We start from the raw sequence: 22,693 nt of genomic DNA on the forward strand, positions 1-22,693 counted from the left end.
CTTTGGAGTTTGAAAATGTCTCTAAGCGTTGAAGCTAAAGCTAAAATCGTTTCTGAGTTTGGTCGTGGTACTAACGACAGCGGTTCTACCGAAGTTCAGGTTGCACTGCTGACTGCACAGATTAACCACCTGCAGGGTCACTTTGCAGAGCACAAAAAAGATCACCACAGCCGTCGTGGTCTGCTGCGTATGGTTTCTCAGCGTCGTAAACTGCTCGACTACCTGAAACGTAAAGATGTTGCACGTTACTCCGCGCTGATCGAGCGTCTGGGTCTGCGTCGCTAAGTCTTGCGAGTTTCAGAAAAGGGGGCCTGATGGCCCCTTTTTTCAACCGGACCGCAGCAATTCACTGGAAACTATTGTATTGTTGCTATAAATGATCTTCCTTGCAGAGGTTCGCGCGGCTAATGAGAGGCTTCACCCATGGGGGTGTTGGTTGTCATTAGTCGCGAGGATGCGAAGAAGGTCGGGTTAAATCGTCAGCACACCGGTGGTGTGCTGTCAAACATTTAAGAAAGGACAGAATTTTGCTGAATCCGATCGTTCGTAAATTCCAGTATGGTCAGCATACCGTCACGCTGGAAACCGGCATGATGGCACGTCAGGCTACTGCTGCCGTTATGGTAAGCATGGATGACACCGCGGTATTCGTGACCGTTGTTGGCCAGAAAAAAGCTAAACCAGGTCAGGACTTCTTCCCACTGACCGTTAACTACCAGGAGCGTACTTACGCTGCCGGTAAAATCCCGGGTGGCTTCTTCCGTCGTGAAGGCCGTCCAAGCGAAGGCGAAACCCTGATCGCGCGTCTGATTGACCGCCCGGTTCGTCCGCTGTTCCCGGAAGGCTTCGTAAACGAAGTGCAGGTTATCGCGACCGTGGTTTCCGTTAACCCACAGGTTAACCCGGATATCGTTGCGATGATCGGTGCTTCCGCTGCGCTGTCTCTGTCCGGTATTCCATTCAATGGTCCTATCGGTGCCGCGCGCGTTGGTTACATCAACGACCAGTACGTGCTGAACCCGACTCAGGAAGAGCTGAAAGAAAGTAAGCTGGACCTGGTTGTTGCCGGTACGGAAGCCGCCGTTCTGATGGTTGAGTCTGAAGCAGAGCTGCTGAGCGAAGACCAGATGCTGGGCGCTGTGGTCTTCGGCCACGACCAACAGCAGGTTGTTATCCAGAACATCAACGAGCTGGTGAAAGAAGCCGGTAAACCACGTTGGGACTGGCAGCCTGAAGCCGCTAACGACGCGCTGAACGCACGCGTTGCTGCACTGGCTGAAGCGCGTCTGAGCGATGCATACCGTATCACCGACAAGCAGGAGCGTTATGCTCAGGTTGACGTGATCAAAGACGAAACCATCGCCACGCTGGTTGCTGAAGACGAAACGCTGGACGCTAACGAGCTGAGCGAAATTCTGCACGCAATCGAGAAAAACGTTGTTCGTAGCCGCGTACTGGCTGGCGAGCCGCGTATCGATGGCCGTGAAAAAGACATGATCCGTGGTCTGGACGTGCGTACTGGCGTACTGCCACGTACTCACGGTTCTGCGCTGTTCACCCGTGGTGAAACGCAGGCGCTGGTTACCGCGACCCTGGGTACTGCACGTGACGCACAGATCATCGACGAGCTGATGGGCGAGCGCACTGACAGCTTCCTGTTCCACTATAACTTCCCTCCGTACTCCGTAGGGGAAACCGGTATGGTGGGTTCGCCTAAGCGTCGTGAAATTGGTCACGGTCGTCTGGCGAAGCGCGGCGTGCTGGCAGTGATGCCAGACGCAGACAAATTCCCGTACACCGTTCGTGTGGTTTCTGAAATCACCGAATCCAACGGTTCTTCTTCCATGGCTTCCGTGTGTGGTGCCTCTCTGGCGCTGATGGATGCAGGCGTGCCAATCAAAGCCGCCGTTGCGGGTATCGCAATGGGTCTGGTGAAAGAGGGCGACAACTTTGTTGTTCTGTCTGACATTCTGGGCGACGAAGACCACCTGGGCGATATGGACTTCAAAGTGGCGGGTTCCCGCGATGGTATCTCTGCACTGCAGATGGATATCAAAATTGAAGGCATCACCAAAGAGATCATGCAGGTTGCTCTGAACCAGGCAAAAGGTGCGCGTCTGCACATCCTGGGCGTGATGGAACAGGCTATCAACGCGCCACGCGGTGATATCTCCGAGTTCGCTCCGCGTATTCACACCATCAAGATCAATCCAGACAAGATCAAAGATGTTATCGGTAAGGGCGGTTCCGTGATCCGTGCGCTGACCGAAGAGACCGGCACCACCATTGAAATCGAAGATGACGGTACGGTGAAGATCGCAGCGACCGACGGCGAAAAAGCGAAATTCGCGATTCGTCGCATCGAAGAAATCACTGCAGAAATCGAAGTGGGCCGTATCTACAATGGTAAAGTGACCCGTATCGTTGACTTTGGCGCGTTCGTTGCCATCGGTGGCGGTAAAGAAGGTCTGGTACACATCTCTCAAATCGCTGACAAGCGCGTTGAGAAAGTGACCGATTACCTGCAGATGGGTCAGGAAGTACCGGTTAAAGTTCTGGAAGTTGACCGCCAGGGCCGTATCCGTCTGAGCATTAAAGAAGCAACCGAGCAGTCTCAGCCAGCTGCTGCGCCAGAAGCACCGGCAGCAGAACAGCAAGGCGAGTAAGGTTGCCATTTGCCCTCCGCATCGCGGAGGGCCATTATCAGGCAGGACGCCTTGTTAAGCCGCCGGGGGACAGGACGTTCATCCAATAGTTGTCTTCGGGAGTGGGAAATGAAGCCTTTTTTGCGCTGGTGTTTCGTTGCGACAGCTTTAACGCTGGCAGGATGCAGCAACTCTGCCTGGCGTAAGAGCGAAGTCCTCGCAGTGCCATTGCAACCGACTTTGCAGCAGGAAGTGATTCTGGCACGCATGGAACAAATTCTTGCCAGTCGGGCTTTAACCGATGACGAACGCGCACAGCTTTTATATGAGCGCGGAGTGTTGTATGATAGTCTCGGTCTGAGGGCATTAGCGCGAAATGATTTCTCACAAGCGCTGGCTATCCGACCTGATATGCCTGAAGTATTCAATTACTTAGGCATTTATTTAACGCAGGCAGGCAATTTTGATGCTGCCTATGAAGCGTTTGATTCTGTACTTGAGCTTGATCCAACTTACAACTACGCGCACTTGAATCGCGGCATCGCATTGTATTACGGCGGTCGTGATAAGTTAGCGCAAGATGATCTGCTGGCGTTTTATCAAGACGATCCTAATGATCCTTTCCGTAGCCTGTGGCTTTACATCGTTGAGCAGAAGCTCGATGAGAAGCAGGCAAAAGAGGCACTGAAACAGCGCTTCGACAAATCGGACAAGGAACAGTGGGGATGGAACATTGTCGAGTTCTACCTGGGCAACATTAGCGAAGCAACGCTGATGGAACGCCTCAAGGCGGACGCAACGGATAACACCTCGCTCGCTGAGCATCTCAGTGAAACCAACTTCTATTTAGGTAAGTACTACCTAAGTCTGGGGGATAAGGACAGCGCTACGGCACTGTTCAAATTAGCGGTTGCTAACAACGTACACAACTTCGTTGAGCACCGTTATGCATTGTTGGAATTATCGCTCTTGGGCCAGGAGCAAGATGACCTGGCAGAATCGGACCAGCAATAGCTGACGACATAAACATCAGCCCGTAATCTTTTTGATTGCCATCACCTTCACTGGTGAGGGCGTTGTTGTTCGTCAATACACCTAATTTGAGCCGGTTCACACTTTTCAATGAAAATTGCAGATCATTTTCACGATGAGCTAAGTAGACTGGCCGCCATTGACATTGAGGCACTCGTACTACATGGCTGAATTCGAAACCACTTTTGCAGATCTGGGCCTGAAGGCTCCTATCCTTGAAGCTCTTAACGATCTCGGTTACGAAAAACCATCTCCGATCCAGGCAGAATGTATCCCACATCTGCTCTCTGGTCGTGACGTGCTGGGCATGGCCCAGACTGGTAGCGGCAAAACCGCAGCATTCTCGCTGCCGCTGCTGAACAACATTGATCCGGACCTGCGTGCACCGCAGATCCTCGTCCTGGCTCCAACCCGTGAACTGGCGGTTCAGGTTGCGGAAGCGATGACGGAATTCTCTAAACACATGCGCGGTGTAAACGTGGTAGCCCTGTACGGCGGCCAGCGTTATGACGTGCAGTTACGCGCCCTGCGCCAGGGCCCACAGATTGTTGTCGGTACGCCGGGCCGTCTGCTGGATCACCTGAAGCGCGGTACACTGGATCTCTCTAAACTGAGCGGTCTGGTACTGGATGAAGCCGACGAAATGCTGCGTATGGGCTTCATCGAAGACGTAGAAACCATCATGGCGCAGATCCCGGAAGGTCACCAGACCGCTCTGTTCTCTGCCACCATGCCAGAAGCAATCCGTCGCATTACCCGCCGCTTCATGAAAGAGCCGCAGGAAGTGCGCATTCAGTCCAGCGTTACCACTCGCCCGGACATCAGCCAGAGCTACTGGTCTGTGTACGGCATGCGCAAAAACGAAGCGCTGGTGCGTTTCCTGGAAGCGGAAGATTTTGATGCGGCGATTATCTTCGTTCGTACCAAAAACGCGACCCTGGAAGTGGCTGAAGCCCTGGAGCGTAACGGCTACAACAGCGCAGCGCTGAATGGCGACATGAACCAGGCTCTGCGTGAGCAGACGCTGGAGCGTCTGAAAGACGGTCGTCTGGATATCCTGATTGCAACCGACGTGGCAGCACGTGGTCTGGACGTTGAGCGTATCAGCCTGGTTGTAAACTACGACATCCCAATGGACTCCGAGTCTTACGTTCACCGTATCGGCCGTACCGGTCGTGCAGGTCGTGCGGGTCGCGCCCTGCTGTTCGTTGAGAACCGCGAGCGTCGTCTGCTGCGTAACATTGAACGCACCATGAAGCTGACCATTCCGGAAGCGGAGCTGCCAAACGCAGAACTGCTGGGCAAACGCCGTCTGGAAAAATTCGCCGCGAAAGTCCAGCAGCAGCTGGAAAGCAGCGACCTGGATCAGTACCGTGCGCTGCTGGCGCAGATTCAGCCAACCGCTGAAGGCGAAGAGCTGGATATCGAAACGCTGGCTGCAGCACTGCTGAAGATGGCACAGGGCGAACGTACCCTGATCGTGCCACCAGATGCACCGATGCGTCCTCGTCGTGAGTTCCGCGATCGTGACGATCGCTTCGAACGCCGTGGTGACCGTAACGATCGTGGCACACGTGGTGACCGTTCAGAGCGTGGTGGCGAAGACCGTCCACGTCGTGAGCGTCGTGACGCTGGCGAAATGGAACTGTACCGCATTGAAGTGGGCCGTGATGATGGTGTTGAAGTTCGTCATATCGTTGGCGCGATCGCGAACGAAGGCGACATCAGCAGCCGTTACATCGGTAACATCAAGCTGTTCGCATCTCACTCCACCATCGAGCTGCCAAAAGGCATGCCGGGCGAAGTACTGCAGCACTTTACTCGCACCCGCATCCTGAACAAGCCGATGAACATGCAGCTGCTGGGCGATGCACAGCCACGTCCTGACCGTGGCGGCGAACGTCGTGGCGGTGGTCGCGGTTTCGGTGGCGAGCGTCGTGAAGGCGGTCGTAGCGAAGGTCGCGGTGGTGAAGGTCGTCGTTTCTCCGGTGAACGCCGTGATAGCCGTGGCCCACGTCGTGAAGAAGGCACCAGCCGTCGTCGTTTTGGTGACGCGTAAGCCTTTCGTTTCTGACGTAAAGTAATATATACAGCCCCGATAAAGACTATCGGGGCTTTTTTTATTCCCTTTGTACTCTTGTACTGGTACAGTGCAGCGCATTAAAATGCAAACCACATTTTTGACTGGAGATATGGCTGTATGGCGACACTAACCACCACCCAAACGTCACCTTCGCTGCTTGGCGGCGTGGTGATCATCGGCGGAACCATTATTGGTGCCGGGATGTTCTCCCTGCCAGTGGTCATGTCCGGTGCGTGGTTCTTCTGGTCGCTGGCTGCGCTGGTCTTCACCTGGTTCTGTATGCTCCATTCAGGGCTGATGATCCTTGAAGCCAACCTGAACTACCGCATTGGCTCCAGCTTCGACACCATCACGAAAGATCTGCTGGGTAAAGGCTGGAACCTGGTGAACGGCCTTTCCATCGCGTTTGTGCTCTACATCCTGACCTACGCGTACATCTCAGCAAGCGGCTCGATTCTGCATCACACCTTTTCGGAGATGTCGTTGAACGTTCCGGCGCGTCTGGCCGGGTTGTGCTTTGCGCTGGGTGTCGCGTTTATCGTCTGGATGAGTACCAAAGCGGTGAGCCGGATGACGGCCATCGTACTGGGCGCAAAGGTCATCACTTTCTTCCTGACCTTCGGTAGCCTGCTGGGGCACGTTACCCCGTCAACACTGTTTAACGTGGCTGAAACCAATACGTCGTATACGCCGTATCTGCTGATGACCCTGCCGTTCTGTCTTGCGTCGTTTGGCTACCACGGCAACGTACCGAGCCTGATGAAATACTACGGCAAAGACCCGCGGACAATCGTCAAGTGTCTGGTCTACGGTACGCTGCTGGCGCTGGGGCTGTATGTGATTTGGCTGCTGGGGACGATGGGCAACATCCCGCGTCCTGAGTTTATCGGTATTGCGCAGAAGGGCGGGAATATTGATGTGCTGGTGCAGGCGCTGAGCGGCGTGCTGAACAGCCGCAGTCTGGATCTGCTGCTGGTGGTATTCTCCAACTTTGCGGTTGCGAGCTCTTTCCTCGGCGTGACGCTCGGCCTGTTTGACTATCTGGCGGACCTGTTTGGCTTTGATGACTCCGCGATGGGGCGCTTCAAAACCGCACTGCTGACCTTCCTGCCACCGATGGTGGGCGGCCTGCTGTGGCCGAACGGCTTCCTGTACGCCATTGGTTATGCCGGTCTGGCGGCTACCATCTGGGCGGCAATTGTGCCGGCGCTGCTGGCGCGTAAATCCCGTCAGCGCTTCGGTAGCCCGAAATTCCGCGTCTGGGGCGGTAAACCGATGATTGCACTGATTCTGGTGTTTGGTGTTGGTAACGCGCTGGTCCACGTGCTGTCGAGCTTTAATCTGTTGCCGGTATATCAGTAAGTTTTTGTGCCGGATGGCGGCTACGCCTTATCCGGCCTACGCGATCCCGTAGGCCCGGTAAGCGAAGCGCCACCGGGCAAAAAAACTACCCCACCAACTCCTCTTTCACCTGCATCGCCAGCTCAAACGAGTGCAAACGCGCCTGATGATCGAAAATCTGGCCGTTAACCATAATCTCATCAGCCTGCGTTTCGCGCAGCACCGCCTCAAGCCCGTGACGCACCTTCGCTTTATCTCCCACCAGCGACATGCTCAGCGCCTGTTGAACACCATACTGCTCGGAAGCTGACCACAGCTGATGCATATTCTCCACCGGCGGTGGAAGCTGGCCGGTCTCACCGCGACGCAGCTTCACAAACGCCTGCTGCATGGAGGTAAACAGGAATTCCGCATCGCGATTGCTGTCGGCGGCAATGATGTTGATACACACCATCGCGTACGGTTTCTCCAGCCTTTCAGAAGGTTTGAAGTTCGTGCGGTAGAGATGCAGCGCCTGATGCAGCATATCCGGTGCGAAGTGGGAGGCGAACGCGAAGGGCAGCCCCAGCTGTGCAGCAAGCTGCGCGCTATAAAGACTTGAGCCTAACAGCCATACCGGGATCTTCTCGCCATAGCCCGGCACCGGGCGCACGTGCGGGTTCGGGTCACGCGCATCGAACCAGTCCACCAGTTCAGCCACATCACGCGGGAAATCGTCGATGTCACCGCTCATATGGCGACGCAGGGCGCGCATGGTGGGCTGGTCGCTGCCCGGCGCACGGCCAAGGCCTAAATCAATACGGCCCGGGTAGAGGGTATTCAGCGTACCAAACTGCTCGGCGATCACCAGCGGCGCATGGTTTGGCAGCATCACGCCACCGGATCCCAGGTGCAGAGTGGTGGTGTTCGCGGCCAGATAGCCAATCAGCACCGAGGTGGCAGCGCTGGCGATGCCGACCATGTTATGATGCTCCGCCAGCCAGTAACGGTGATAGCCACGCTTTTCGGCCAGTTGAGCCAGATCGAGAGAGTGCGAAAAGGCTTCTCTTGCCGAGGAGCCTTGTGGGATCGGCGCCAGATCCAGCACCGAAAACGGAAGGGTTTTGTCAGTCATAACAGCTCACTTTGTCGACGGTCAATCTTTAATACTGCATTAAATAATGATAACCGTTGTTAACAAAGTGAGCCTTTTTCAGGCCTGCAGCTCCAGTCCGGCCAGCCGCTTCCAGTAGCCGTTACAGTCACTGTTTGCCGTCAGCGGCAGCGGCGATGCGCCGTTTTCATTGGCGCGAAAAGCATCCAGCATGGCAAACACACTGGTGTCTAGCGGGGACAGACGCACCATGTCCACCAGTCCGTCCATCGACGCCAGCTCGTTACCAAGGTTATACACATAACCACTCATGGTCTGAATGCCGTTCAGGACAAACACCTGCTGATTCTCCTGCGACAGCATGCTGCGTCCGTTCGGGTACTTGATGCAACAGGTTTCGCACTCGTCTTTCGGGCGATCTTCAGAGCGGGCAGTGAAGCAGCGGGCAGAGTACGCCAGCGGCAGATGGCCATAGCTCAACACTTCCACTTCAAACTGGTTGCGAATACCCAGCTCGTCACACTGGTTCAGGAGGTTTACCAGCCAGTCACGCGACAGCTCTACCGGCATGCACCAGCGCGTCATCCCCTGTTTCAGCAGCAGGCGCAGGGTCACGGCGTTATAGCAGTTCAATGCATGGCCCGCGACAAACAGCAGCTTGCGTTCGGCGCACATATTCACCACGCCAAGATCGCTGGCCTCCAGCAGAAACTCGCCGTTCTCCACGTAGCGCTTCAGCTCACCCAGTTCAGATGAGGCCTGTACCAGCGCCAGCGTAGAGAGCACCACCTGTTTGCCGCTCCCGGCCAGGCTTTTCGCCATCTCCAGCCAGTCGCCCACTTTGGTGGCACGGCGCTTGCTGCATACCGCTTCGCCAAGGTAAATCACATCGGCGCTGCTGGTCGCGGCCTGTTGATAAAAATCTTCCAGCGTCTCTTTTGGCCAGTAGTAGAGTACCGGTCCTAATGAATATTTCATGGTTATCTCACTGCCATTTACGGTGATACGCGCCAAGCGTGGTTTGGGTGCCTTCAGACATTGCGCCGAGCGTCTCCATCCAGGCCGATTGCGGGGCGTAGTTCTGCGGATCTGCCATGCAGCGGTCAATGGCCTGACGCCAGACTTTCGCCACCTGACTGACGTAGGCCGGGCTGCGCTGGCGACCTTCAATCTTCACTGAGGCAATATTAGCGGCCAGCAGTTCCGGCAGCAGTTCCAGCGTGTTGAGGCTGGTGGGTTCTTCCAGCGCGTGATAACGCTCGCCGTCAACCAGATAGCGGCCTTTGCACAGCGTCGGGTAGCCAGCGTTTTCACCGTCCTGATAGCGGTCAATCAGTACCTCATTCAGGCGAGATTCCAACCCCTGTGGCGTTTGCTGCCAGCGAACAAAGCGGGCAGGCGAGCAGGCACCAACGGTATTAGGGGATTCACCGGTTAAATACGAGGAGAGATAGCAGCGGCCTTCAGCCATGATGCACAGGCTACCAAAGGCAAAAACTTCCAGCGGCACTGGCGTGACGCGCGCGAGTTGCTTAACCTGATGAATAGAGAGCACGCGCGGTAAAACCACCCGGGCCACGTCAAAGTTTTGATGATAAAAACGTACCGCCTCTTCGTTGGTGGCAGAGGCCTGAACAGAGACATGGCGCTCAATATGAGGATAGCGTTCTGCCGCATACTCTAGCATGGCGAGGTCGGCCAGAATCAGCGCATCGGCACCCAGCTGTGCTGCCATATCCACCGCGCGCTGCCAGCGGGCATAGCCATCAGGATGGGCAAAGGTATTGATGGCAATATGCAATTTGCGGCGGTGCTGATGTACGAAGTTAACGGCTTCCTGAAGCTTTTTCTCCGTAAAGTTGAGGCCAGCAAAATGGCGGGCGTTAGTATCATCTTTCAGCCCGATATAGACCGCATCGGCCCCATTTTCGATGGCCGCCTTAAGCGCCGGAAGGTTTCCGGCAGGGCAGAGCAGCTCCATAATTTATCCTGATGTCGTCGAGAGCAAAAATGTTAACGAGCTGGGATTTTAATTAACCCATACGCGACAATTTTTGATTTAAGGCAGCTAATGGCGTATTGATGGCACCAATAATGAGGTACACCGGACGACGGTTTGTTGATTTACGCCGCTATGTTCTCCTCCGGATATGGCAAAATACCCGGACTATCGCTATCAGGGAGTAAAGCTCGTGCTGGATAAACTGCGTTCACGTCTCGTACAATTTGGTCCATCAATGCTGAGCGTGCCGGTAAAACTGGCGCCGTTCGCGCTTAAACGTCAGGTGCTGGAGCAGCTCCTGAGCTGGCAGTTCCGCCAGGCGCTGCAGGAAGGCGAACTGGCGTTCCTGGAAGGCCGCTGGTTAAGCATTGAAGTGCGTGATATCGGTCTGCGCTGGTTTACCTCCGTCGAGAATGATCAGCTGATTGTGCGCCAGTCCGCCGACGCGGATGTGAGCTTTAGCGCCGACGCCTGCGATCTGCTGATGATCGCCGCGCGTAAGCAGGATCCGGATACCCTCTTTTTCCAGCGCCGTCTGGTCATTGAAGGCGATACGGAACTGGGTCTGTACGTCAAAAATTTAATGGATGCCATTGAGCTGGAGCAGATGCCAAAAGCGCTGCGCGTGATGTTAATGCAAATGGCAGATTTCGTTGAGGCCGGGCTGAAAACCCCGCCTGACAGTAAACACACTTCAGTAGGTGAGCCATGCTGATTCGAGTCGAAATTGGGATTGATGCACCGGGTATCGATGCGTTGTTACGCCGCTCTTTTGCGAGCGACGCAGAAGCCCAACTGGTCCACGATCTCCGCGAAGACGGCCTGATCACGCTGGGGCTGGTTGCCACCGATGACGAAGGTCAGGTGGTGGGCTATGTTGCCTTCAGCCCGGTAACCGTTCAGGGTGAAGAATTACAGTGGGTAGGAATGGCGCCGCTGGCGGTAGATGAACACTATCGTGGACAAGGGCTGGCACGTCAGCTGGTGTATGAAGGGCTGGACTCGCTCAATGAGTTTGGCTATGCCGCGGTGGTGACGCTGGGCGATCCTGCTTTCTATGGTCGCCTGGGCTTCGAGCCGGCGGCGCAGTACGATCTCCGCTGTCGCTGGCCGGGCACCGAAACTGCCTTCCAGGTGCACCGTCTGGCGGATGACGCGCTCAACGGCGTAAATGGCCTCGTGGAGTATCACGACCATTTTAATCGCTTCTAATCAGGCTTTCACACAGCGCCTCAAACGATCCGTCTCCGGTGACGAGGCGCTCTTTCTGGCGCTTCGTCAACTGCTTAATGCGGTATTCCACTCTTAACGCCAGCGATCTGTCACCCACGGGGGCAGAAAAGGCGAGCGTCAATTCTCCTTTCCCCCGCAGTGCTTTTGCCCCTTTTCCCGTTTGATGCTGAAGAAAACGCCGCGCCACATCGGTCGTGATCCCGGTGTAGAGAGCGTTATCGGCGGTACGGACAAGATAGAGAAACCAGCACACGGTAAACAGATTCAGTATGTTAAGGTGAACGCACCATAGCATGAGAGAGAACGAAAATGGAAACTCTGGCTGCCATTAACCGCTGGCTGGCAAAACAGCATGTTGTCACCTGGTGCGTGTATGACGACGGTGAAATGTGGTGCGCGAATGCGTTTTACTATTATGACCCTGAGCGCGTTGCGTTTTATGTGATGAGTGAAGATAAAACGCGCCACGCGCAGATGACCGGTCAGCAGGCGAAGGTGGCAGGGACAGTTAACGGTCAGCCTAAAACGGTGGCACTGATCCGTGGGGTACAGTTTAAAGGGGAGATCCGTCGTCTGGACGGTGAAGAGAGCGACGCGCGCCGTAAGCACTACACGCGCCGCTTTCCGGTAGCCGCCGCTTTAAAAGCCCCGGTGTGGGAAATCCGCCTTGATGAGCTGAAATTTACCGACAACACGCTGGGCTTTGGCAAAAAGCTGCACTGGCTACGCGCCGAGCAGGCGTAGCGCTTCGCGGTTGAACGCCGGCAGATCGTCCGGGGTTCGGCTGGTGATCAGCTGGTCTTTGTCGTTGACCACCTCCTGATCGTAAAACTCGGCCCCCGCGTTTTTCAGATCGACAACGATCGGTTTCACGGCAGTGAGTTTACGCCCGCGCACCACATCCGCGCTGATAAGCAGTTGCGGACCGTGGCAGATAGCAAAGACCGGTTTTCCGGTGGAGACAAAATCGCGGGTGAACGTTACGAAGCGCTCGTCGCCGCGCAGGGAGTCCGGTGAATGACCGCCGGGTAACAGCAGGGCATCAAAATCAGACGGGCTGACGTTATCGATGGTCTCATCGATGGTCACGCTGGCCTCGCCCTTATGGCCTTTCACCGTTTTTCCCGCCTCTTTCTCAATGGTGATGACCTCATGTCCCGCCTTGCGGAACGCCTCAGCAGGTGAGGTGAATTCTGAATCTTCAAACTCGTCGGTAATCAGGACTGCGATTTTTTTACCCATGCTTCCTCCGTTGTTTTCGCTTCAGACTGTTTTTTTCCCGTTTGTGGTAAATACTTACCGGTAACAGACTTCTAAGTGTGGTTGACCATGCTGAGTTCGCAAACGGACTATTCTGTAAAGGGGATGAAATGAGTCAGGTACTGATTACGGGGGCAACCGGGCTGGTGGGCGATCATCTGCTGCGGCTGCTGATCCAGGATCGCAGGGTGAACTACATTGCGGCCCCGACACGTCGACCGCTGGCGGACATTTCTGGCGTTTTTAATCCTCACGATCCACAGCTGACCGACGCACTGGCGCAGGTGCAGGATCCCATCGATATCGCCTTTTGCTGCCTCGGGACAACGCGGCGTGAGGCGGGCAGTAAAGAGGCGTTTGTTCATGCTGACTATACGCTGGTGGTCGATACGGCGCTAACGGCGAAAAAGCTGGGTGCCACCCATTTTGTGGTGGTCAGCTCGCTGGGCGCCAGCGCCCGTTCGCCGTTCTTTTACAGCAAGGTGAAGGGCGAGATGGAAGAGGCCCTGATTGCCCAGAAGTGGGAGCGGTTGACAATAGTCCGTCCCTCCATGCTGCTGGGGCATCGCGACGAGCGTCGTTTTAACGAGTCGATGTTTGCCCCGTTGTTCCGCATTCTCCCCGGTAACTGGAAATCCATCGAGGCGCGCGATGTGGCGCGTGCGATGTTAAAAGAGGGGCTGTCACCATCGCAGGAGGGAGTGAATATCATCCCTTCGGCGAAACTGCGTGAAATCGCGCAGGGCGAGGCGTAAACTCCCCCGGCTAATTAAATAACACTCTCCGGGGAATGCTATGACTGGTCAGTCTTCATCTCAGGCGGCAACACCTGTCCAATGGTGGAAGCCCGCGCTCTTCTTTCTCGTGGTCATTATCGGCCTCTGGTATGTGAAATGGCAGCCGTACTACGGTAAAGCCTTCACTGCCGCCGAAACGCACAGCATCGGTAAATCTATTCTCGCTCACGCTGATTCCAGCCCGCTTCGCGCGGCGTGGGATTATGCCATGGTCTATTTCCTTGCCGTCTGGAAAGCCGCCGTATTAGGCGTCATTCTGGGCTCGTTGATTCAGGTGCTTATCCCGCGTCACTGGCTGGTGAAAACCCTGGGGCAGCCACGCTTTCAGGGCACCCTGCTGGGGACCATTTTCTCCCTGCCGGGCATGATGTGTTCGTGCTGTGCCGCGCCTGTCGCCGCCGGTATGCGCCGTCAGCGAGTCTCTATGGGCGGTGCGCTGGCGTTCTGGATGGGCAACCCGCTGTTAAACCCGGCAACGCTGGTGTTTATGGGCTGTGTGCTGGGCTGGCATTTCGCCTTTATCCGCCTGGTGGCCGGTCTGCTGACGGTGCTGGTGGTGGCAACGCTGGTGCAGAAATGGGTGAAAGATAACGCCGTTGAACCGGCCGCCATTGAGCTTGATGTAAGCGAGCCACAGGGAAGCTTCTTTGCGCGCTGGGGGAATGCTCTGTGGCAGCTTTTCTGGAGCACCATTCCTGTGTATATCCTGGCGGTGCTGGTGCTCGGGGCCGCACGCGTCTGGCTATTCCCGCATGCCGACGGCACCATTGACAATACCCTTATGTGGGTCATTGCGATGGCCGTAGCCGGTTGTCTGTTTGTGATCCCAACGGCCGCTGAAATTCCGATTGTGCAGACCATGATGTTGGCCGGCATGGGCACTGCACCGGCACTGGCGTTGCTCATTACCTTGCCTGCCATCAGCCTGCCGTCGCTTATCATGCTGCGTAAGTCATTCCCGGCGAAAGCGCTGTGGCTCACCGCAGGGCTGGTGGCGTTGAGTGGGGTGATTGTGGGGAGTATTGCGCTTCTGTGAAAAAAGCCCGGTGGCGCGAGCGCTCACCGGGCTTACAGTCAGGTGGGAATTACTTAATGTAGGTAAATGCGGTGGTGACGTGTTTCACGCCGCTCACCCGGCTGGCGATATCGGCCGCCGCTTTCCCTTCACGGTCGGTAACCAGACCCAGCAGGAACACTTCGCCGTTTTCGGTCGTCACTTTCACGTTGGATGATTTCACCTGGTCTGAACCCAGCAGCTGGGAACGGACTTTGGTGGTGATCCACGTATCATTGGAGGCGGTACCAAGGCTGATTGGCTGCCCCTGACGGACTTCGTTGAAGACTTCCGCAGTGCCCTCTACGCCCATCGCGATCTGTTTTGCGCGGCTGGAGAGGTCAGTATTTGGCGCCTGGCCTGTCAGCAGCACTTTGCCCTGGTAAGCCGTCACGTTGATGCGCGCTTCTTTCTTAATTTGCTCGTCTTTCGACAGCGCACTGTTGACGCGCAGCTCCAGCGTGCCGTCATCTACCTGGGTGCCAACGGTGCGCGGATCGGTCGCTGCTTTGGTGCCGACGGCAGCGGTACCCACGACAGCCGCAGCGATACATCCCTGCAGCAGTAATGCAGACATAAGGACTGCGAGGGTCGATAAAGCCTTCATGAGAACTCCTTAATCATCCTGGTGAGGGAAAAGCGTGTTATCGATCAAATCACATAAGCAGTTCACCGTGAGCATATGCATCTCCTGAATGCGTGCGCTACGGTGAGACGGAATGCGGATTTCCACATCCTGCGGCCCCAGCAGGCCCGCCAGCTCGCCCCCGTCATAGCCGGTTAAGGCAACGATAGTCATATCGCGGGTAACGGCGGCTTCGACGGCTTTGACAATGTCACGGCTATTGCCGCGCGTGGAGATAGCCAGCAGCACATCGCCCGCATGGCCCAGGGCACGCACCTGCTTAGCGTAAATCTCGTCATGCAGACGATCGTTAGCAATCGCTGTTAAGACCACATTATCGGTATTAAGTGCAATGGCAGGTAAACTGGGGCGTTCTGTTTCAAAACGATTGATCATACTGGCAGCAAAATGCTGTGCGTTGGCAGCGGACGTGCCATTGCCACAACAGAGGATTTTGTTGCCATTGAGCAGGGACTGCACCAGCGTCATGGCGGCGCGAGAGATTGCGTCAGGGAGGGCTTCTGCCGCGGCAATCTGAGTCTGAATGCTTTCTGTGAAGCACACTTTAATTCTTTCGAGCACGTTATCCCTTTTAAATCTTAATTATGCGTCTTCGCCAAAAGCGTTTTTCAGCCATTCGATCTCGTTTCCGGTGAAGGCTAACACATCGAACCGGCAATCCACAGTATCAAAACTCCCATTATGGCGGGCAAGCCACAAGTGGGCAGTCTGTAATAATTTATGTTGTTTGGCGGGTGTCACGCTGGCGGCAGCACCGCCAAAACGGGAAGACTGTCGGTAGCGTACTTCCACAAACACAATGACCTGACCCTCTTTCATGATCAGATCGATTTCGCCGCCACGTCCGCGAACGTTAGCGGCGATAAAGCGCAGTCCCTTGCCCTCAAGCCAGCGACGCGCTTTTAATTCCCAGGCGTCGCCGGTCTCTTTACGGCTTAACTGGCCGGGACGATTTGTCCCTGCTGGTATTTGAGCCATGATAACTTCCTGTTAATCACGCAATCCGGAGTGGCCGTCAGATCGCCGGTATTGCCGTTTAGCTCAAAGCCCGGCACCTGACGCATTTGGGTAAAGTGGTTCGCCAGCGTCCAGGCATCGACGCCCATCGCGTACAGACGCGCCAGCGAGTAGTCGTTACGGACTGCGCTCAGCGCCTGCTGCATCAGGGCCGGATTGCTGCCCGCCAGCATCGGAATTTCGCTGTACTGCAGGCCGTCCATCTCCAGGCGGAAATCCGGGCCTGCGGTGCCTTGTGCGCTGCGAGAGCTGGCGTAGAGCGTGGCGCCGCTCTGGCTGCCGTTACGCATGGCGATCATCGGCTTGATAAAGGCAATCTCTTGCGGCGTAGCGACAATATAGGCCGCATCCACTTTACCGCCACCGTTAATCTGCGCATCGGTAGGTGGGGCAGGGATGGTCAGACCGCCAATCGTCACGCTCTGCTGCTGTGGCAGGCTTGCACTCACCGGGCTGCCGTTAAGCGCAATACCCGCGCCGCCGTTAACGCCCGCGCGCAGTTCAGAGACGGAGCCGAATTTCTGCTGCAGCACGATGCCGCCGCCCAGCTTCTGCCACTCTTCGGCAAAGGCGTTGGCGACGCGATCGCCCAGCGTACTGCGAGGGATCAGCAGCAGCGGAGACTGTTTCCCTTGCTCGTGAATATGACGCGCCGCATCGCGGGCTTCATCTTCCGGAGAGAGGGCGAAATAGCAGATATTGGCGCGGTTCTGAACCTGTTCAGGCTGGTTGAGCGCCAGCACGTTCAGCGCAGTGTTGCTCTTCATCAGCTCTTCGACGTTGTTTTTCAGCAGCGGACCCACAACGATGCTGGCACCGTCCTGTTGCACCTGCGCCAGAACCTGATCGAGCGGTTGAGAACTGGTGTCGTAGATTTTCAGCTCAGCGCCCGGGTTAGCGCTGGTGGTGGCTGCGGCCTGTGGCTGGGCAGCAGGCTGAGCGGCAGGTTGTGCTGCGGGCTCAGTGGTCTGCGGTTGAGGTTGCTCCGCTGTTGCAGGCTCCGTCGCCGGTGCGGATTGTGTCTCTACCGGAGTCGCAGGCGCGGGTGCTGCGGCCGCTGGTGTGGTCGGTGCGGTCGGTGCCGTCACCGGGTTCTGCATCGTCCCCTGCGGCGGCGTTTGTGCTGTGGTCAGGTCGCTGGTTTCCGCGGCGGAAGGGCTGACAACGTCGTTCACGTTTGCGGCCTGAGCTGCCTGCGCCGGAACTGCACTGCCGGTCACTGGCGTGGTACCGTTCTTCGCCGCTTCAAAACCTTGTTGAATGGTGCGGCCAAATACCGCCGCCTGGCCGTTCAACGGCAGAAGCAGGGCGATTTTGCTGGTGGAGGCAGGCTTAAAGTTCTGCACGTTCACCAGCTGTGTCGGCAGCATTTTCGCGCCCGGGTTTTGTGGGTAGCGCGTTTGCCAGTCGGTAATACCGGCTTTCAGCATGTTTGGATCGCTGCGGTTGTTAAACCACATCTGTTGCAGATCCAGCCACCCCTGCAACACGTTTTCATCAGCATTGATGACCAGCGCCTGCGCCTGTTCCTGGGTCATTGAAGCGAGCGCCTGCCAGGTGGCATCGATATTTTTCTGCTTGTCAGCACCGCCGAGCAGCGGCTCCTGGGCGATCAGCGCCCGCAGCAGCGTCAGGGAAGGACGTCCCTGCTCAGCGGTGATACCCGCCTGCCAGAAACGGGCCTGCTGATTTTTATCCAGTGCGCTTACGTCGATGTCGCCAAGGATCTTTTTCGCGGCGGCATAATCTTTCAGCGCGACTTTCAGCTCGGCAGAGAGCAGGCTCTGCTCAAGACGCTGGGCATCGTTAAGCTCGTGCGGAAGCTGGTTGAACAGTTCGGCGGCCTGCTGGGTTTTGCCCTCTTTCAGCAGTGCACGAATGGCGAGTAATTGCCAGTTGATCCTGGTATCATTTGAGCTTTGCGACATTTGTTGCAGATAAAAGCCAGAATCAGCCTGAGCGGATCCCTGCAGATGGGCCGTGCTCTGGTCAGGTGCCTGGGTGCCACAGCCTGCAAAGATCAGGGCTGCCAGCAGAAGCGGCACGCTGCGCGTGGCTTTTTTTCGAAGAAACGTTAACGGTACCATACTGTATCCAGTGATTTTTTTTACGCAATGCTCAATATTAAATCGGCAATACGGACGAAACAATGAAACAACACGAAACGGCAGAGAATTCTCAAGGCCAGCTTTATATTGTACCTACTCCTATCGGGAATTTGTCTGATATTACCCAACGTGCACTGACCGTATTGCAAGCTGTTGATTTAATTGCCGCTGAAGATACCCGGCATACCGGTTTATTGCTGCAACACTTTGCGATTAACGCTCGTCTCTTCGCCCTGCACGATCATAATGAGCAGCAAAAAGCAGAAACGCTGGTGGCGAAGCTCAAAGAGGGGCAGAACATTGCGCTCGTCTCTGACGCCGGTACGCCGCTGATTAACGACCCGGGCTACCATCTGGTGCGTACCTGCCGTGAAGCCGGGATCCGGGTGGTCCCTCTGCCAGGACCGTGTGCTGCGATTGCTGCGTTGAGCGCAGCGGGCCTGCCGTCCGATCGTTTCTGCTATGAAGGTTTCCTGCCCGCCAAATCCAAAGGCCGCCGTGACGTGTTAAAAGAGCTGGAAGCTGAACCGCGTACGCTGATTTTCTACGAATCCACGCATCGCCTGCTGGAAAGCCTGGAAGATATGGTGACCGTCTGGGGAGAGAGCCGCTACGTGGTGCTGGCGCGCGAGCTGACCAAAACCTGGGAAACCATTCACGGCGCGCCGGTCGGCGAACTGCTGGCGTGGGTAAAAGAGGACGAAAACCGTCGCAAGGGTGAGATGGTGCTGATTGTCGAAGGGCATAAAGCGGAGGAGGACGCACTGCCTGCCGATGCGCTGCGTACTCTGGCACTGCTACAGGCTGAATTGCCGCTTAAGAAAGCAGCAGCACTGGCGGCAGAAATCCACGGCGTGAAGAAGAATGCGCTCTATAAATATGCGCTGGAGCAGCAGGGGGAGTAAGTCATACTCCGCCTGTTTTTGCCGGGCGGCGCTGCGCTTGCCCGGCCTACAAAATCCAGAGTGTCGGAATAAATGTCGGTAAAAATGTCGGAAAAGAAAATTGCGCAGGTCATCCGGCGATCTGCGTCTTTCGCTAAACCGTAATGATCTCAGTACCCGTTTTGCTCAGCTGGTCTTTATCGTGTTTTCCGATCCCATCATCCGTAATCACACAGTCAATCTTCTCCATCGGCAGCACCTGATTAAACCCGCGACGATTAAACTTGCTGGCATCCAGTACGGCAATCACTTTATGGGCGGCAGCGGCCATCACGCTGCTGATGGAGTAGCCTTCATTGAAGGTGGTGATACCATTTGTTGCATCAATGCCGTCAGCCCCAACAAACATCAAATCCGCGCTGATACCTGCAAGCGAACGCTCGGCAATGGTTCCGTGCATGGAGTGCGTTTTATGGCGTACCGTGCCGCCGCAAACCACCAGCGTAATATCTTTATTTTCCGAAAGAGCAAACGCAGCGGGCAAGCTGTTGGTGATGACGGTAATATTGGCTTTCCTCACCAGCGCTTCGGCTATCAGCATAGTGGTACTGCCGCTGTCTAAAATAACCGTCATCCCTTCTTCGATCAGGGCGGCGGCGGCCTGAGCAATACGTTTTTTCGGATCGCTTGCCAGCTGGTAGCGTTCCTCCAGTACGACTTCCTGATTCTCACTTTCAGCCAGGTTACTGCCCGGCTTTGCGGCGCCCCCATGGAAGCGCGTGACCAGCCCTTTTTCTTCCAGCAGACGCAGGTCGGTTCGAATGGTCACTTCAGAGATGCCAAACAGATTTGATAGATCCTGCACCATCACGCTGCCCTGAGCGTTGACGAGGTCAACGATTTTGTTCCTTCGCTCAAATGAGTTCATATTGAATTGCCTGATAATTAATTGTCCCTATTCTAATCGAAGGTATGCGAAAGGTGTAAGGCAATATTCGAAAGTAAATGTGAGCCAGCTCAGGTTGCTGGCTCGAGGGATTAGGCGAAACGCAGCATAATTTTGCCCTGCATCGGTGCGCCGTTCAGAGCCTGCACGGCCTGAGCGAAGCTCTCACTGTCGCCGGTATGGGCAATGAGTGGCTCCAGTTGCAGTTTTTTCCCGGTGAGCAGGCGGACTGCCGTTTCCCACTCTTCCCCAGGCCATGGTGCTGAGTAGTTCATCCAACTACCCAGAAGCGTCAGCTCCTTACGCAATATTTTGCCAAAGGTTGCAGCAGGTAAATTCAGGTCATGATGTAATGTACCGACCAGCGCCACCTGGGCGTGAGGACCGGCAATATCAATGGCAAGCGAGACAGTTTGTGGTGTTCCAGCGGTTTCCAGCACGAGTTGATCAAACCGGTTGTCCTTCAGCGCGTTGAGAATGTCATCGGTGCTAAGGGTCCGGCTGTTGAACACCTGGGTCGCGCCCAAGGTTGTCGCCAGGGCGAGTTTATCGTCGTTGATATCAATTGCAGTCACGCTCTTTGCCCCCAGTGCCAGCGCGCACTGCATCGCCAACAGACCGATCGTCCCTGCACCGACGATAATGACATTTTTATCTTTGCAGCCCGAAGCCAGATGGAACGCGTGCAGCCCTACGGTGATAGGCTCGATAAATGCCCCGTCTTCGATCGCCATCTCTGCTGGCAGGCGGAACAGGTTCGCGCGCTTCACGACAATATATTCCGCATTGCCACCGTCACTGCGTGAGCCGACAAACTGGTACTGCTTACACAGCGAGTAGTAGCCTTTTTCACACTCCGGGCAGGAAAAACAGGGCAGGAGTGGAATGCAGGCTACAGGATCTCCGGCCTGGAGATCCTTTATATCTGTACCACAGGCTTCGACGTGTCCGCTAAATTCGTGGCCCAGGGTGATCGGGTAGTAGTGCGCCCCTTTGGCAAAAATACGCGGGATGTCTGAGCCGCATAATCCTGAGCAAACGATGCGTACCAGAACATCATCCGCATCCTGTATTTGAGGGACCGGGCGTTCTTCAACGCGCACGTTGCCCTCAGCGTGAATTACCACTGATTTCATGATTCACTCCAGAAAAAGAAGGGGAGCATGGCTCCCCGGATATTAAGATACCGTCTGGCTTTGCGGGTTATCGGCGTTTTTCTCCACCGCCGTAAACGCCCGGGCACGTCGCCAGGTGAGCAGTACGCCAGTAAAATAGATCGCACCAATCACGATGAATCCCACCACGTTTTGCCAGGTAAAGAGCTGGATGAGCAGCCAGGTGATCGGCGAACCGCCCTGATCCATGGATGCCACAAGCCCACCTGCTTTTAACGCCCCCGCGTTCTGTGCAAGCAGGGTGTGCAGGCCGATGGTCTGTGTGGCGATCCACAATGTGATACCCATTATGATGACGCCGGAGATGAGAGTACGGAACAGATTACCCTGATGAACCGCGACCGCCATTGCCACGAAGAAGCCGATAGTTGCAAGGTCGCCGAAAGGCAGCACCTGGTTACCCGGCACCAGTACCGCAATCAGAATTGTTAATGGGATGAAAATGAGACTGGCGGAGACCACTGACGTATGGCCCAGCAGCAGCGCGGGATCAAGACCAATTAAGAACTCCTGACCACCAAATTTGGCCTGCAGGCGTTTGCGGGCGTGTTTAGCAATTGGCGTCAGGCCGTCCATAATCGGCTTGATGACACGCGGCATCAGCAGCATCACCGCAGCGGTTTTCACCGCCAGTTGCAGAACGGATTTCGCGTCGTATCCTGCCAGCATGCCGATGACCAGCCCCATGACAAAACCGACGGTGACGGGCTCGCCAAACGGACCAAAGCGTTTCTGCACATCGTCGGCGCTAAAGTGGATCTGCTTCAGACCTGGAATGTGGTTGATAATCGTATCGACCAGCACCGCGACAGGACCGAGATACGCCGACGAGCCGTGAGGAATGGCAATTCCCTCCAGACCGAAGAAGTCTCGCGTGTCTTTGGCAAACCAGTCCCCCAGCTTGTAGACAAAGGCCGCGTGAACCACCACGCCAAGGATCCCCAGCCAGTAAGAACCAGTGGCCAGGTGCAGCATTGCCCCGGTGAATGTCATATGCCAGATGTTCCAGATATCCACATTCACTACACGGGTCATACGGGTGACCAGCATGATGACATTGACCCCAATGGCTACCGGGATCGCCACCAGTGCGATTTGGGAAGCCCAGGTCATGGGGGAAGAACCTGGCCAGCCGATATCCACCACGTGCAGGTTAATCTGGAATTGTTCCGCCATCGCTTTGGCTGCAGGGCCAATGGAGTCGAGCATCAGGCCAATGACCAGCCCAATTCCCACGAAGCCGATGCCGATATGCAGGCCGGACTTGAAGCAATCGCCCAGTTTCATCCCCAGAAGTTTAGAGAAGATAATAATGACGATGGGCAGCATGACGGTGGGACCGAGGTCGAGGATATACCGCATGATTTCGGTAAACAT

Annotated in this window: 24 protein-coding genes; 12 read left to right on the forward strand and 12 right to left on the reverse strand. The window is 55.8% G+C overall.

Translation table 11 applies throughout. The features are described from left to right. The first annotated feature begins 15 nt into the window (after positions 1-15). The 6 genes from rpsO (at position 16) to mtr (ending at position 7,122) form a co-directional block, all read left to right on the forward strand. Positions 16-285 carry a 30S ribosomal protein S15 gene (gene rpsO / locus AX755_RS22185; protein WP_013098914.1) on the forward strand — a complete coding sequence of 90 codons (270 nt, stop codon included), beginning with the start codon at positions 16-18 and terminating at the stop codon, positions 283-285. A 242-nt stretch (positions 286-527) separates the two neighbouring features. Continuing rightward, entirely contained in the window at positions 528-2,666 is a 2,139-nt protein-coding gene (gene pnp / locus AX755_RS22190; protein WP_013098913.1) for a polyribonucleotide nucleotidyltransferase, read from the forward strand. A 108-nt stretch (positions 2,667-2,774) separates the two neighbouring features. After that, positions 2,775-3,659, forward strand: coding sequence for a lipoprotein NlpI (gene nlpI, locus AX755_RS22195; protein ID WP_013098912.1), 885 nt, complete (start codon positions 2,775-2,777; stop codon positions 3,657-3,659). A gap of 108 nt (positions 3,660-3,767) precedes the next feature. Beyond that, on the forward strand, positions 3,768-3,848 hold the full coding sequence (gene yrbN / locus AX755_RS25500; protein WP_097533792.1) for a protein YrbN: 81 nt from the start codon (positions 3,768-3,770) through the stop codon (positions 3,846-3,848). Continuing rightward, positions 3,841-5,736: a DEAD/DEAH family ATP-dependent RNA helicase gene (locus AX755_RS22200; protein WP_062857459.1), complete on the forward strand. Its 1,896-nt coding sequence runs from the start codon at positions 3,841-3,843 to the stop codon at positions 5,734-5,736. The genes yrbN and AX755_RS22200 overlap by 8 nt, the downstream gene beginning before the upstream one ends. A 141-nt stretch (positions 5,737-5,877) precedes the next feature. Then, positions 5,878-7,122 carry a tryptophan permease gene (gene mtr, locus AX755_RS22205; protein ID WP_038420695.1) on the forward strand — a complete coding sequence of 415 codons (1,245 nt, stop codon included), beginning with the start codon at positions 5,878-5,880 and terminating at the stop codon, positions 7,120-7,122. A gap of 85 nt (positions 7,123-7,207) precedes the next feature. On the opposite strand, the gene AX755_RS22210 is transcribed toward mtr, so the two are convergent. The 3 genes from AX755_RS22210 to ubiU form a co-directional block, all read right to left on the reverse strand. Then, positions 7,208-8,215 (reverse strand): luciferase-like monooxygenase, encoded by a 1,008-nt coding sequence (locus AX755_RS22210; RefSeq protein ID WP_062857460.1) that lies wholly within the window; start codon positions 8,213-8,215, stop codon positions 7,208-7,210. 78 nt (positions 8,216-8,293) lie between these two features. Next, positions 8,294-9,172, reverse strand: a complete 879-nt coding sequence (locus tag AX755_RS22215; protein ID WP_062857461.1) for a U32 family peptidase — start codon at positions 9,170-9,172, stop codon at positions 8,294-8,296. A 7-nt stretch (positions 9,173-9,179) separates the two neighbouring features. Beyond that, positions 9,180-10,175 (reverse strand): ubiquinone anaerobic biosynthesis protein UbiU, encoded by a 996-nt coding sequence (gene ubiU / locus AX755_RS22220; RefSeq protein ID WP_062857462.1) that lies wholly within the window; start codon positions 10,173-10,175, stop codon positions 9,180-9,182. 211 nt (positions 10,176-10,386) lie between these two features. Here ubiU and ubiT point away from each other — a divergent pair, with 211 nt between their 5' ends. Both ubiT and AX755_RS22230 read left to right on the forward strand, forming a co-directional pair. Next, positions 10,387-10,911, forward strand: a complete 525-nt coding sequence (gene ubiT, locus AX755_RS22225; protein WP_038420959.1) for a ubiquinone anaerobic biosynthesis accessory factor UbiT — start codon at positions 10,387-10,389, stop codon at positions 10,909-10,911. Further along, positions 10,905-11,408, forward strand: coding sequence for a GNAT family N-acetyltransferase (locus AX755_RS22230; protein WP_020687336.1), 504 nt, complete (start codon positions 10,905-10,907; stop codon positions 11,406-11,408). The genes ubiT and AX755_RS22230 overlap by 7 nt, the downstream gene beginning before the upstream one ends. On the opposite strand, the gene AX755_RS22235 is transcribed toward AX755_RS22230, so the two are convergent. Then, positions 11,395-11,724, reverse strand: coding sequence for a GIY-YIG nuclease family protein (locus tag AX755_RS22235; protein WP_020687335.1), 330 nt, complete (start codon positions 11,722-11,724; stop codon positions 11,395-11,397). The genes AX755_RS22230 and AX755_RS22235 overlap by 14 nt on opposite strands. A gap of 14 nt (positions 11,725-11,738) precedes the next feature. Between AX755_RS22235 and AX755_RS22240 the strand changes: the two genes are divergently transcribed. After that, on the forward strand, positions 11,739-12,173 hold the full coding sequence (locus AX755_RS22240; RefSeq protein WP_013098903.1) for a YhbP family protein: 435 nt from the start codon (positions 11,739-11,741) through the stop codon (positions 12,171-12,173). Here AX755_RS22240 and AX755_RS22245 read toward each other — a convergent pair. After that, positions 12,153-12,671: a type 1 glutamine amidotransferase domain-containing protein gene (locus AX755_RS22245; protein WP_013098902.1), complete on the reverse strand. Its 519-nt coding sequence runs from the start codon at positions 12,669-12,671 to the stop codon at positions 12,153-12,155. The two genes, AX755_RS22240 and AX755_RS22245, sit on opposite strands and share 21 nt — an antisense overlap. A 128-nt stretch (positions 12,672-12,799) precedes the next feature. On the opposite strand from AX755_RS22245, the gene AX755_RS22250 reads away from it, so the two are divergent. Together AX755_RS22250 and AX755_RS22255 are read left to right on the forward strand one after the other, a co-directional pair. Further along, complete coding sequence (locus AX755_RS22250; RefSeq protein ID WP_013098901.1) at positions 12,800-13,444, forward strand: NAD(P)H-binding protein; 645 nt, start codon at positions 12,800-12,802, stop codon at positions 13,442-13,444. 40 nt (positions 13,445-13,484) lie between these two features. Next, on the forward strand, positions 13,485-14,522 hold the full coding sequence (locus AX755_RS22255) for a permease (RefSeq protein WP_062857463.1): 1,038 nt from the start codon (positions 13,485-13,487) through the stop codon (positions 14,520-14,522). Positions 14,523-14,571: 49 nt separating this feature from the next. Here AX755_RS22255 and dolP read toward each other — a convergent pair whose 3' ends face one another. The 4 genes from dolP to AX755_RS22275 are packed head-to-tail and all read right to left on the reverse strand — an operon-like array spanning position 14,572 to position 18,290. Continuing rightward, the gene (gene dolP, locus AX755_RS22260) at positions 14,572-15,147 is read right to left on the reverse strand and encodes a division/outer membrane stress-associated lipid-binding lipoprotein (protein ID WP_038420691.1); all 576 of its coding nucleotides are present in this window, start codon (positions 15,145-15,147) and stop codon (positions 14,572-14,574) included. A gap of 9 nt (positions 15,148-15,156) precedes the next feature. Then, positions 15,157-15,747, reverse strand: a complete 591-nt coding sequence (gene diaA, locus AX755_RS25505; RefSeq protein ID WP_003861754.1) for a DnaA initiator-associating protein DiaA — start codon at positions 15,745-15,747, stop codon at positions 15,157-15,159. A 21-nt stretch (positions 15,748-15,768) separates the two neighbouring features. Then, entirely contained in the window at positions 15,769-16,164 is a 396-nt protein-coding gene (locus AX755_RS25510) for a YraN family protein (protein WP_013098898.1), read from the reverse strand. Further along, complete coding sequence (locus AX755_RS22275; protein WP_062857464.1) at positions 16,122-18,290, reverse strand: penicillin-binding protein activator; 2,169 nt, start codon at positions 18,288-18,290, stop codon at positions 16,122-16,124. Before AX755_RS22275 ends, AX755_RS25510 begins: the two co-directional genes overlap by 43 nt. 62 nt (positions 18,291-18,352) lie before the next feature. Here AX755_RS22275 and rsmI point away from each other — a divergent pair, with 62 nt between their 5' ends. After that, positions 18,353-19,216 (forward strand): 16S rRNA (cytidine(1402)-2'-O)-methyltransferase, encoded by an 864-nt coding sequence (gene rsmI, locus AX755_RS22280; protein ID WP_013098896.1) that lies wholly within the window; start codon positions 18,353-18,355, stop codon positions 19,214-19,216. A gap of 133 nt (positions 19,217-19,349) precedes the next feature. On the opposite strand, the gene AX755_RS22285 is transcribed toward rsmI, so the two are convergent. The 3 genes from AX755_RS22285 to AX755_RS22295 all read right to left on the reverse strand — a co-directional run bounded on the left by AX755_RS22285 (position 19,350) and on the right by AX755_RS22295 (position 22,693). Further along, positions 19,350-20,123, reverse strand: a complete 774-nt coding sequence (locus AX755_RS22285) for a DeoR/GlpR family DNA-binding transcription regulator (RefSeq protein ID WP_020687328.1) — start codon at positions 20,121-20,123, stop codon at positions 19,350-19,352. A 110-nt stretch (positions 20,124-20,233) separates the two neighbouring features. Next, entirely contained in the window at positions 20,234-21,277 is a 1,044-nt protein-coding gene (gatD, locus tag AX755_RS22290) for a galactitol-1-phosphate 5-dehydrogenase (protein WP_062857465.1), read from the reverse strand. A 42-nt stretch (positions 21,278-21,319) separates the two neighbouring features. Then, positions 21,320-22,693 (reverse strand): galactitol-specific PTS transporter subunit IIC, encoded by a 1,374-nt coding sequence (locus tag AX755_RS22295; protein ID WP_062857466.1) that lies wholly within the window; start codon positions 22,691-22,693, stop codon positions 21,320-21,322.

It is taken from the genome of Enterobacter sp. SENG-6 (assembly GCF_001605945.1).
GTDB classification, from domain to species: domain Bacteria; phylum Pseudomonadota; class Gammaproteobacteria; order Enterobacterales; family Enterobacteriaceae; genus Enterobacter; species Enterobacter cloacae.

Excerpts from the sequence above, each read along its gene's own strand:
- AX755_RS22235 (WP_020687335.1), bottom strand. The coding sequence starts at position 11,724 with ATGCTATGGTGCGTTCACCTTAACATACTGAATCTGTTTACCGTGTGC.
- AX755_RS22245 (WP_013098902.1), bottom strand. The coding sequence starts at position 12,671 with ATGGGTAAAAAAATCGCAGTCCTGATTACCGACGAGTTTGAAGATTCA.
- gatD (WP_062857465.1), bottom strand. The coding sequence starts at position 21,277 with ATGAAATCAGTGGTAATTCACGCTGAGGGCAACGTGCGCGTTGAAGAA.
- AX755_RS22215 (WP_062857461.1), bottom strand. The coding sequence starts at position 9,172 with ATGAAATATTCATTAGGACCGGTACTCTACTACTGGCCAAAAGAGACG.
- yrbN (WP_097533792.1), top strand. The coding sequence starts at position 3,768 with ATGAAAATTGCAGATCATTTTCACGATGAGCTAAGTAGACTGGCCGCC.
- AX755_RS25510 (WP_013098898.1), bottom strand. The coding sequence starts at position 16,164 with ATGGCTCAAATACCAGCAGGGACAAATCGTCCCGGCCAGTTAAGCCGT.
- dolP (WP_038420691.1), bottom strand. The coding sequence starts at position 15,147 with ATGAAGGCTTTATCGACCCTCGCAGTCCTTATGTCTGCATTACTGCTG.
- rpsO (WP_013098914.1), top strand. The coding sequence starts at position 16 with ATGTCTCTAAGCGTTGAAGCTAAAGCTAAAATCGTTTCTGAGTTTGGT.
- AX755_RS22250 (WP_013098901.1), top strand. The coding sequence starts at position 12,800 with ATGAGTCAGGTACTGATTACGGGGGCAACCGGGCTGGTGGGCGATCAT.
- ubiU (WP_062857462.1), bottom strand. The coding sequence starts at position 10,175 with ATGGAGCTGCTCTGCCCTGCCGGAAACCTTCCGGCGCTTAAGGCGGCC.
- mtr (WP_038420695.1), top strand. The coding sequence starts at position 5,878 with ATGGCGACACTAACCACCACCCAAACGTCACCTTCGCTGCTTGGCGGC.
- AX755_RS22210 (WP_062857460.1), bottom strand. The coding sequence starts at position 8,215 with ATGACTGACAAAACCCTTCCGTTTTCGGTGCTGGATCTGGCGCCGATC.
- AX755_RS22230 (WP_020687336.1), top strand. The coding sequence starts at position 10,905 with ATGCTGATTCGAGTCGAAATTGGGATTGATGCACCGGGTATCGATGCG.
- AX755_RS22295 (WP_062857466.1), bottom strand. The coding sequence starts at position 22,693 with ATGTTTACCGAAATCATGCGGTATATCCTCGACCTCGGTCCCACCGTC.
- nlpI (WP_013098912.1), top strand. The coding sequence starts at position 2,775 with ATGAAGCCTTTTTTGCGCTGGTGTTTCGTTGCGACAGCTTTAACGCTG.
- AX755_RS22275 (WP_062857464.1), bottom strand. The coding sequence starts at position 18,290 with ATGGTACCGTTAACGTTTCTTCGAAAAAAAGCCACGCGCAGCGTGCCG.
- rsmI (WP_013098896.1), top strand. The coding sequence starts at position 18,353 with ATGAAACAACACGAAACGGCAGAGAATTCTCAAGGCCAGCTTTATATT.
- AX755_RS22240 (WP_013098903.1), top strand. The coding sequence starts at position 11,739 with ATGGAAACTCTGGCTGCCATTAACCGCTGGCTGGCAAAACAGCATGTT.
- AX755_RS22255 (WP_062857463.1), top strand. The coding sequence starts at position 13,485 with ATGACTGGTCAGTCTTCATCTCAGGCGGCAACACCTGTCCAATGGTGG.
- AX755_RS22285 (WP_020687328.1), bottom strand. The coding sequence starts at position 20,123 with ATGAACTCATTTGAGCGAAGGAACAAAATCGTTGACCTCGTCAACGCT.
- AX755_RS22200 (WP_062857459.1), top strand. The coding sequence starts at position 3,841 with ATGGCTGAATTCGAAACCACTTTTGCAGATCTGGGCCTGAAGGCTCCT.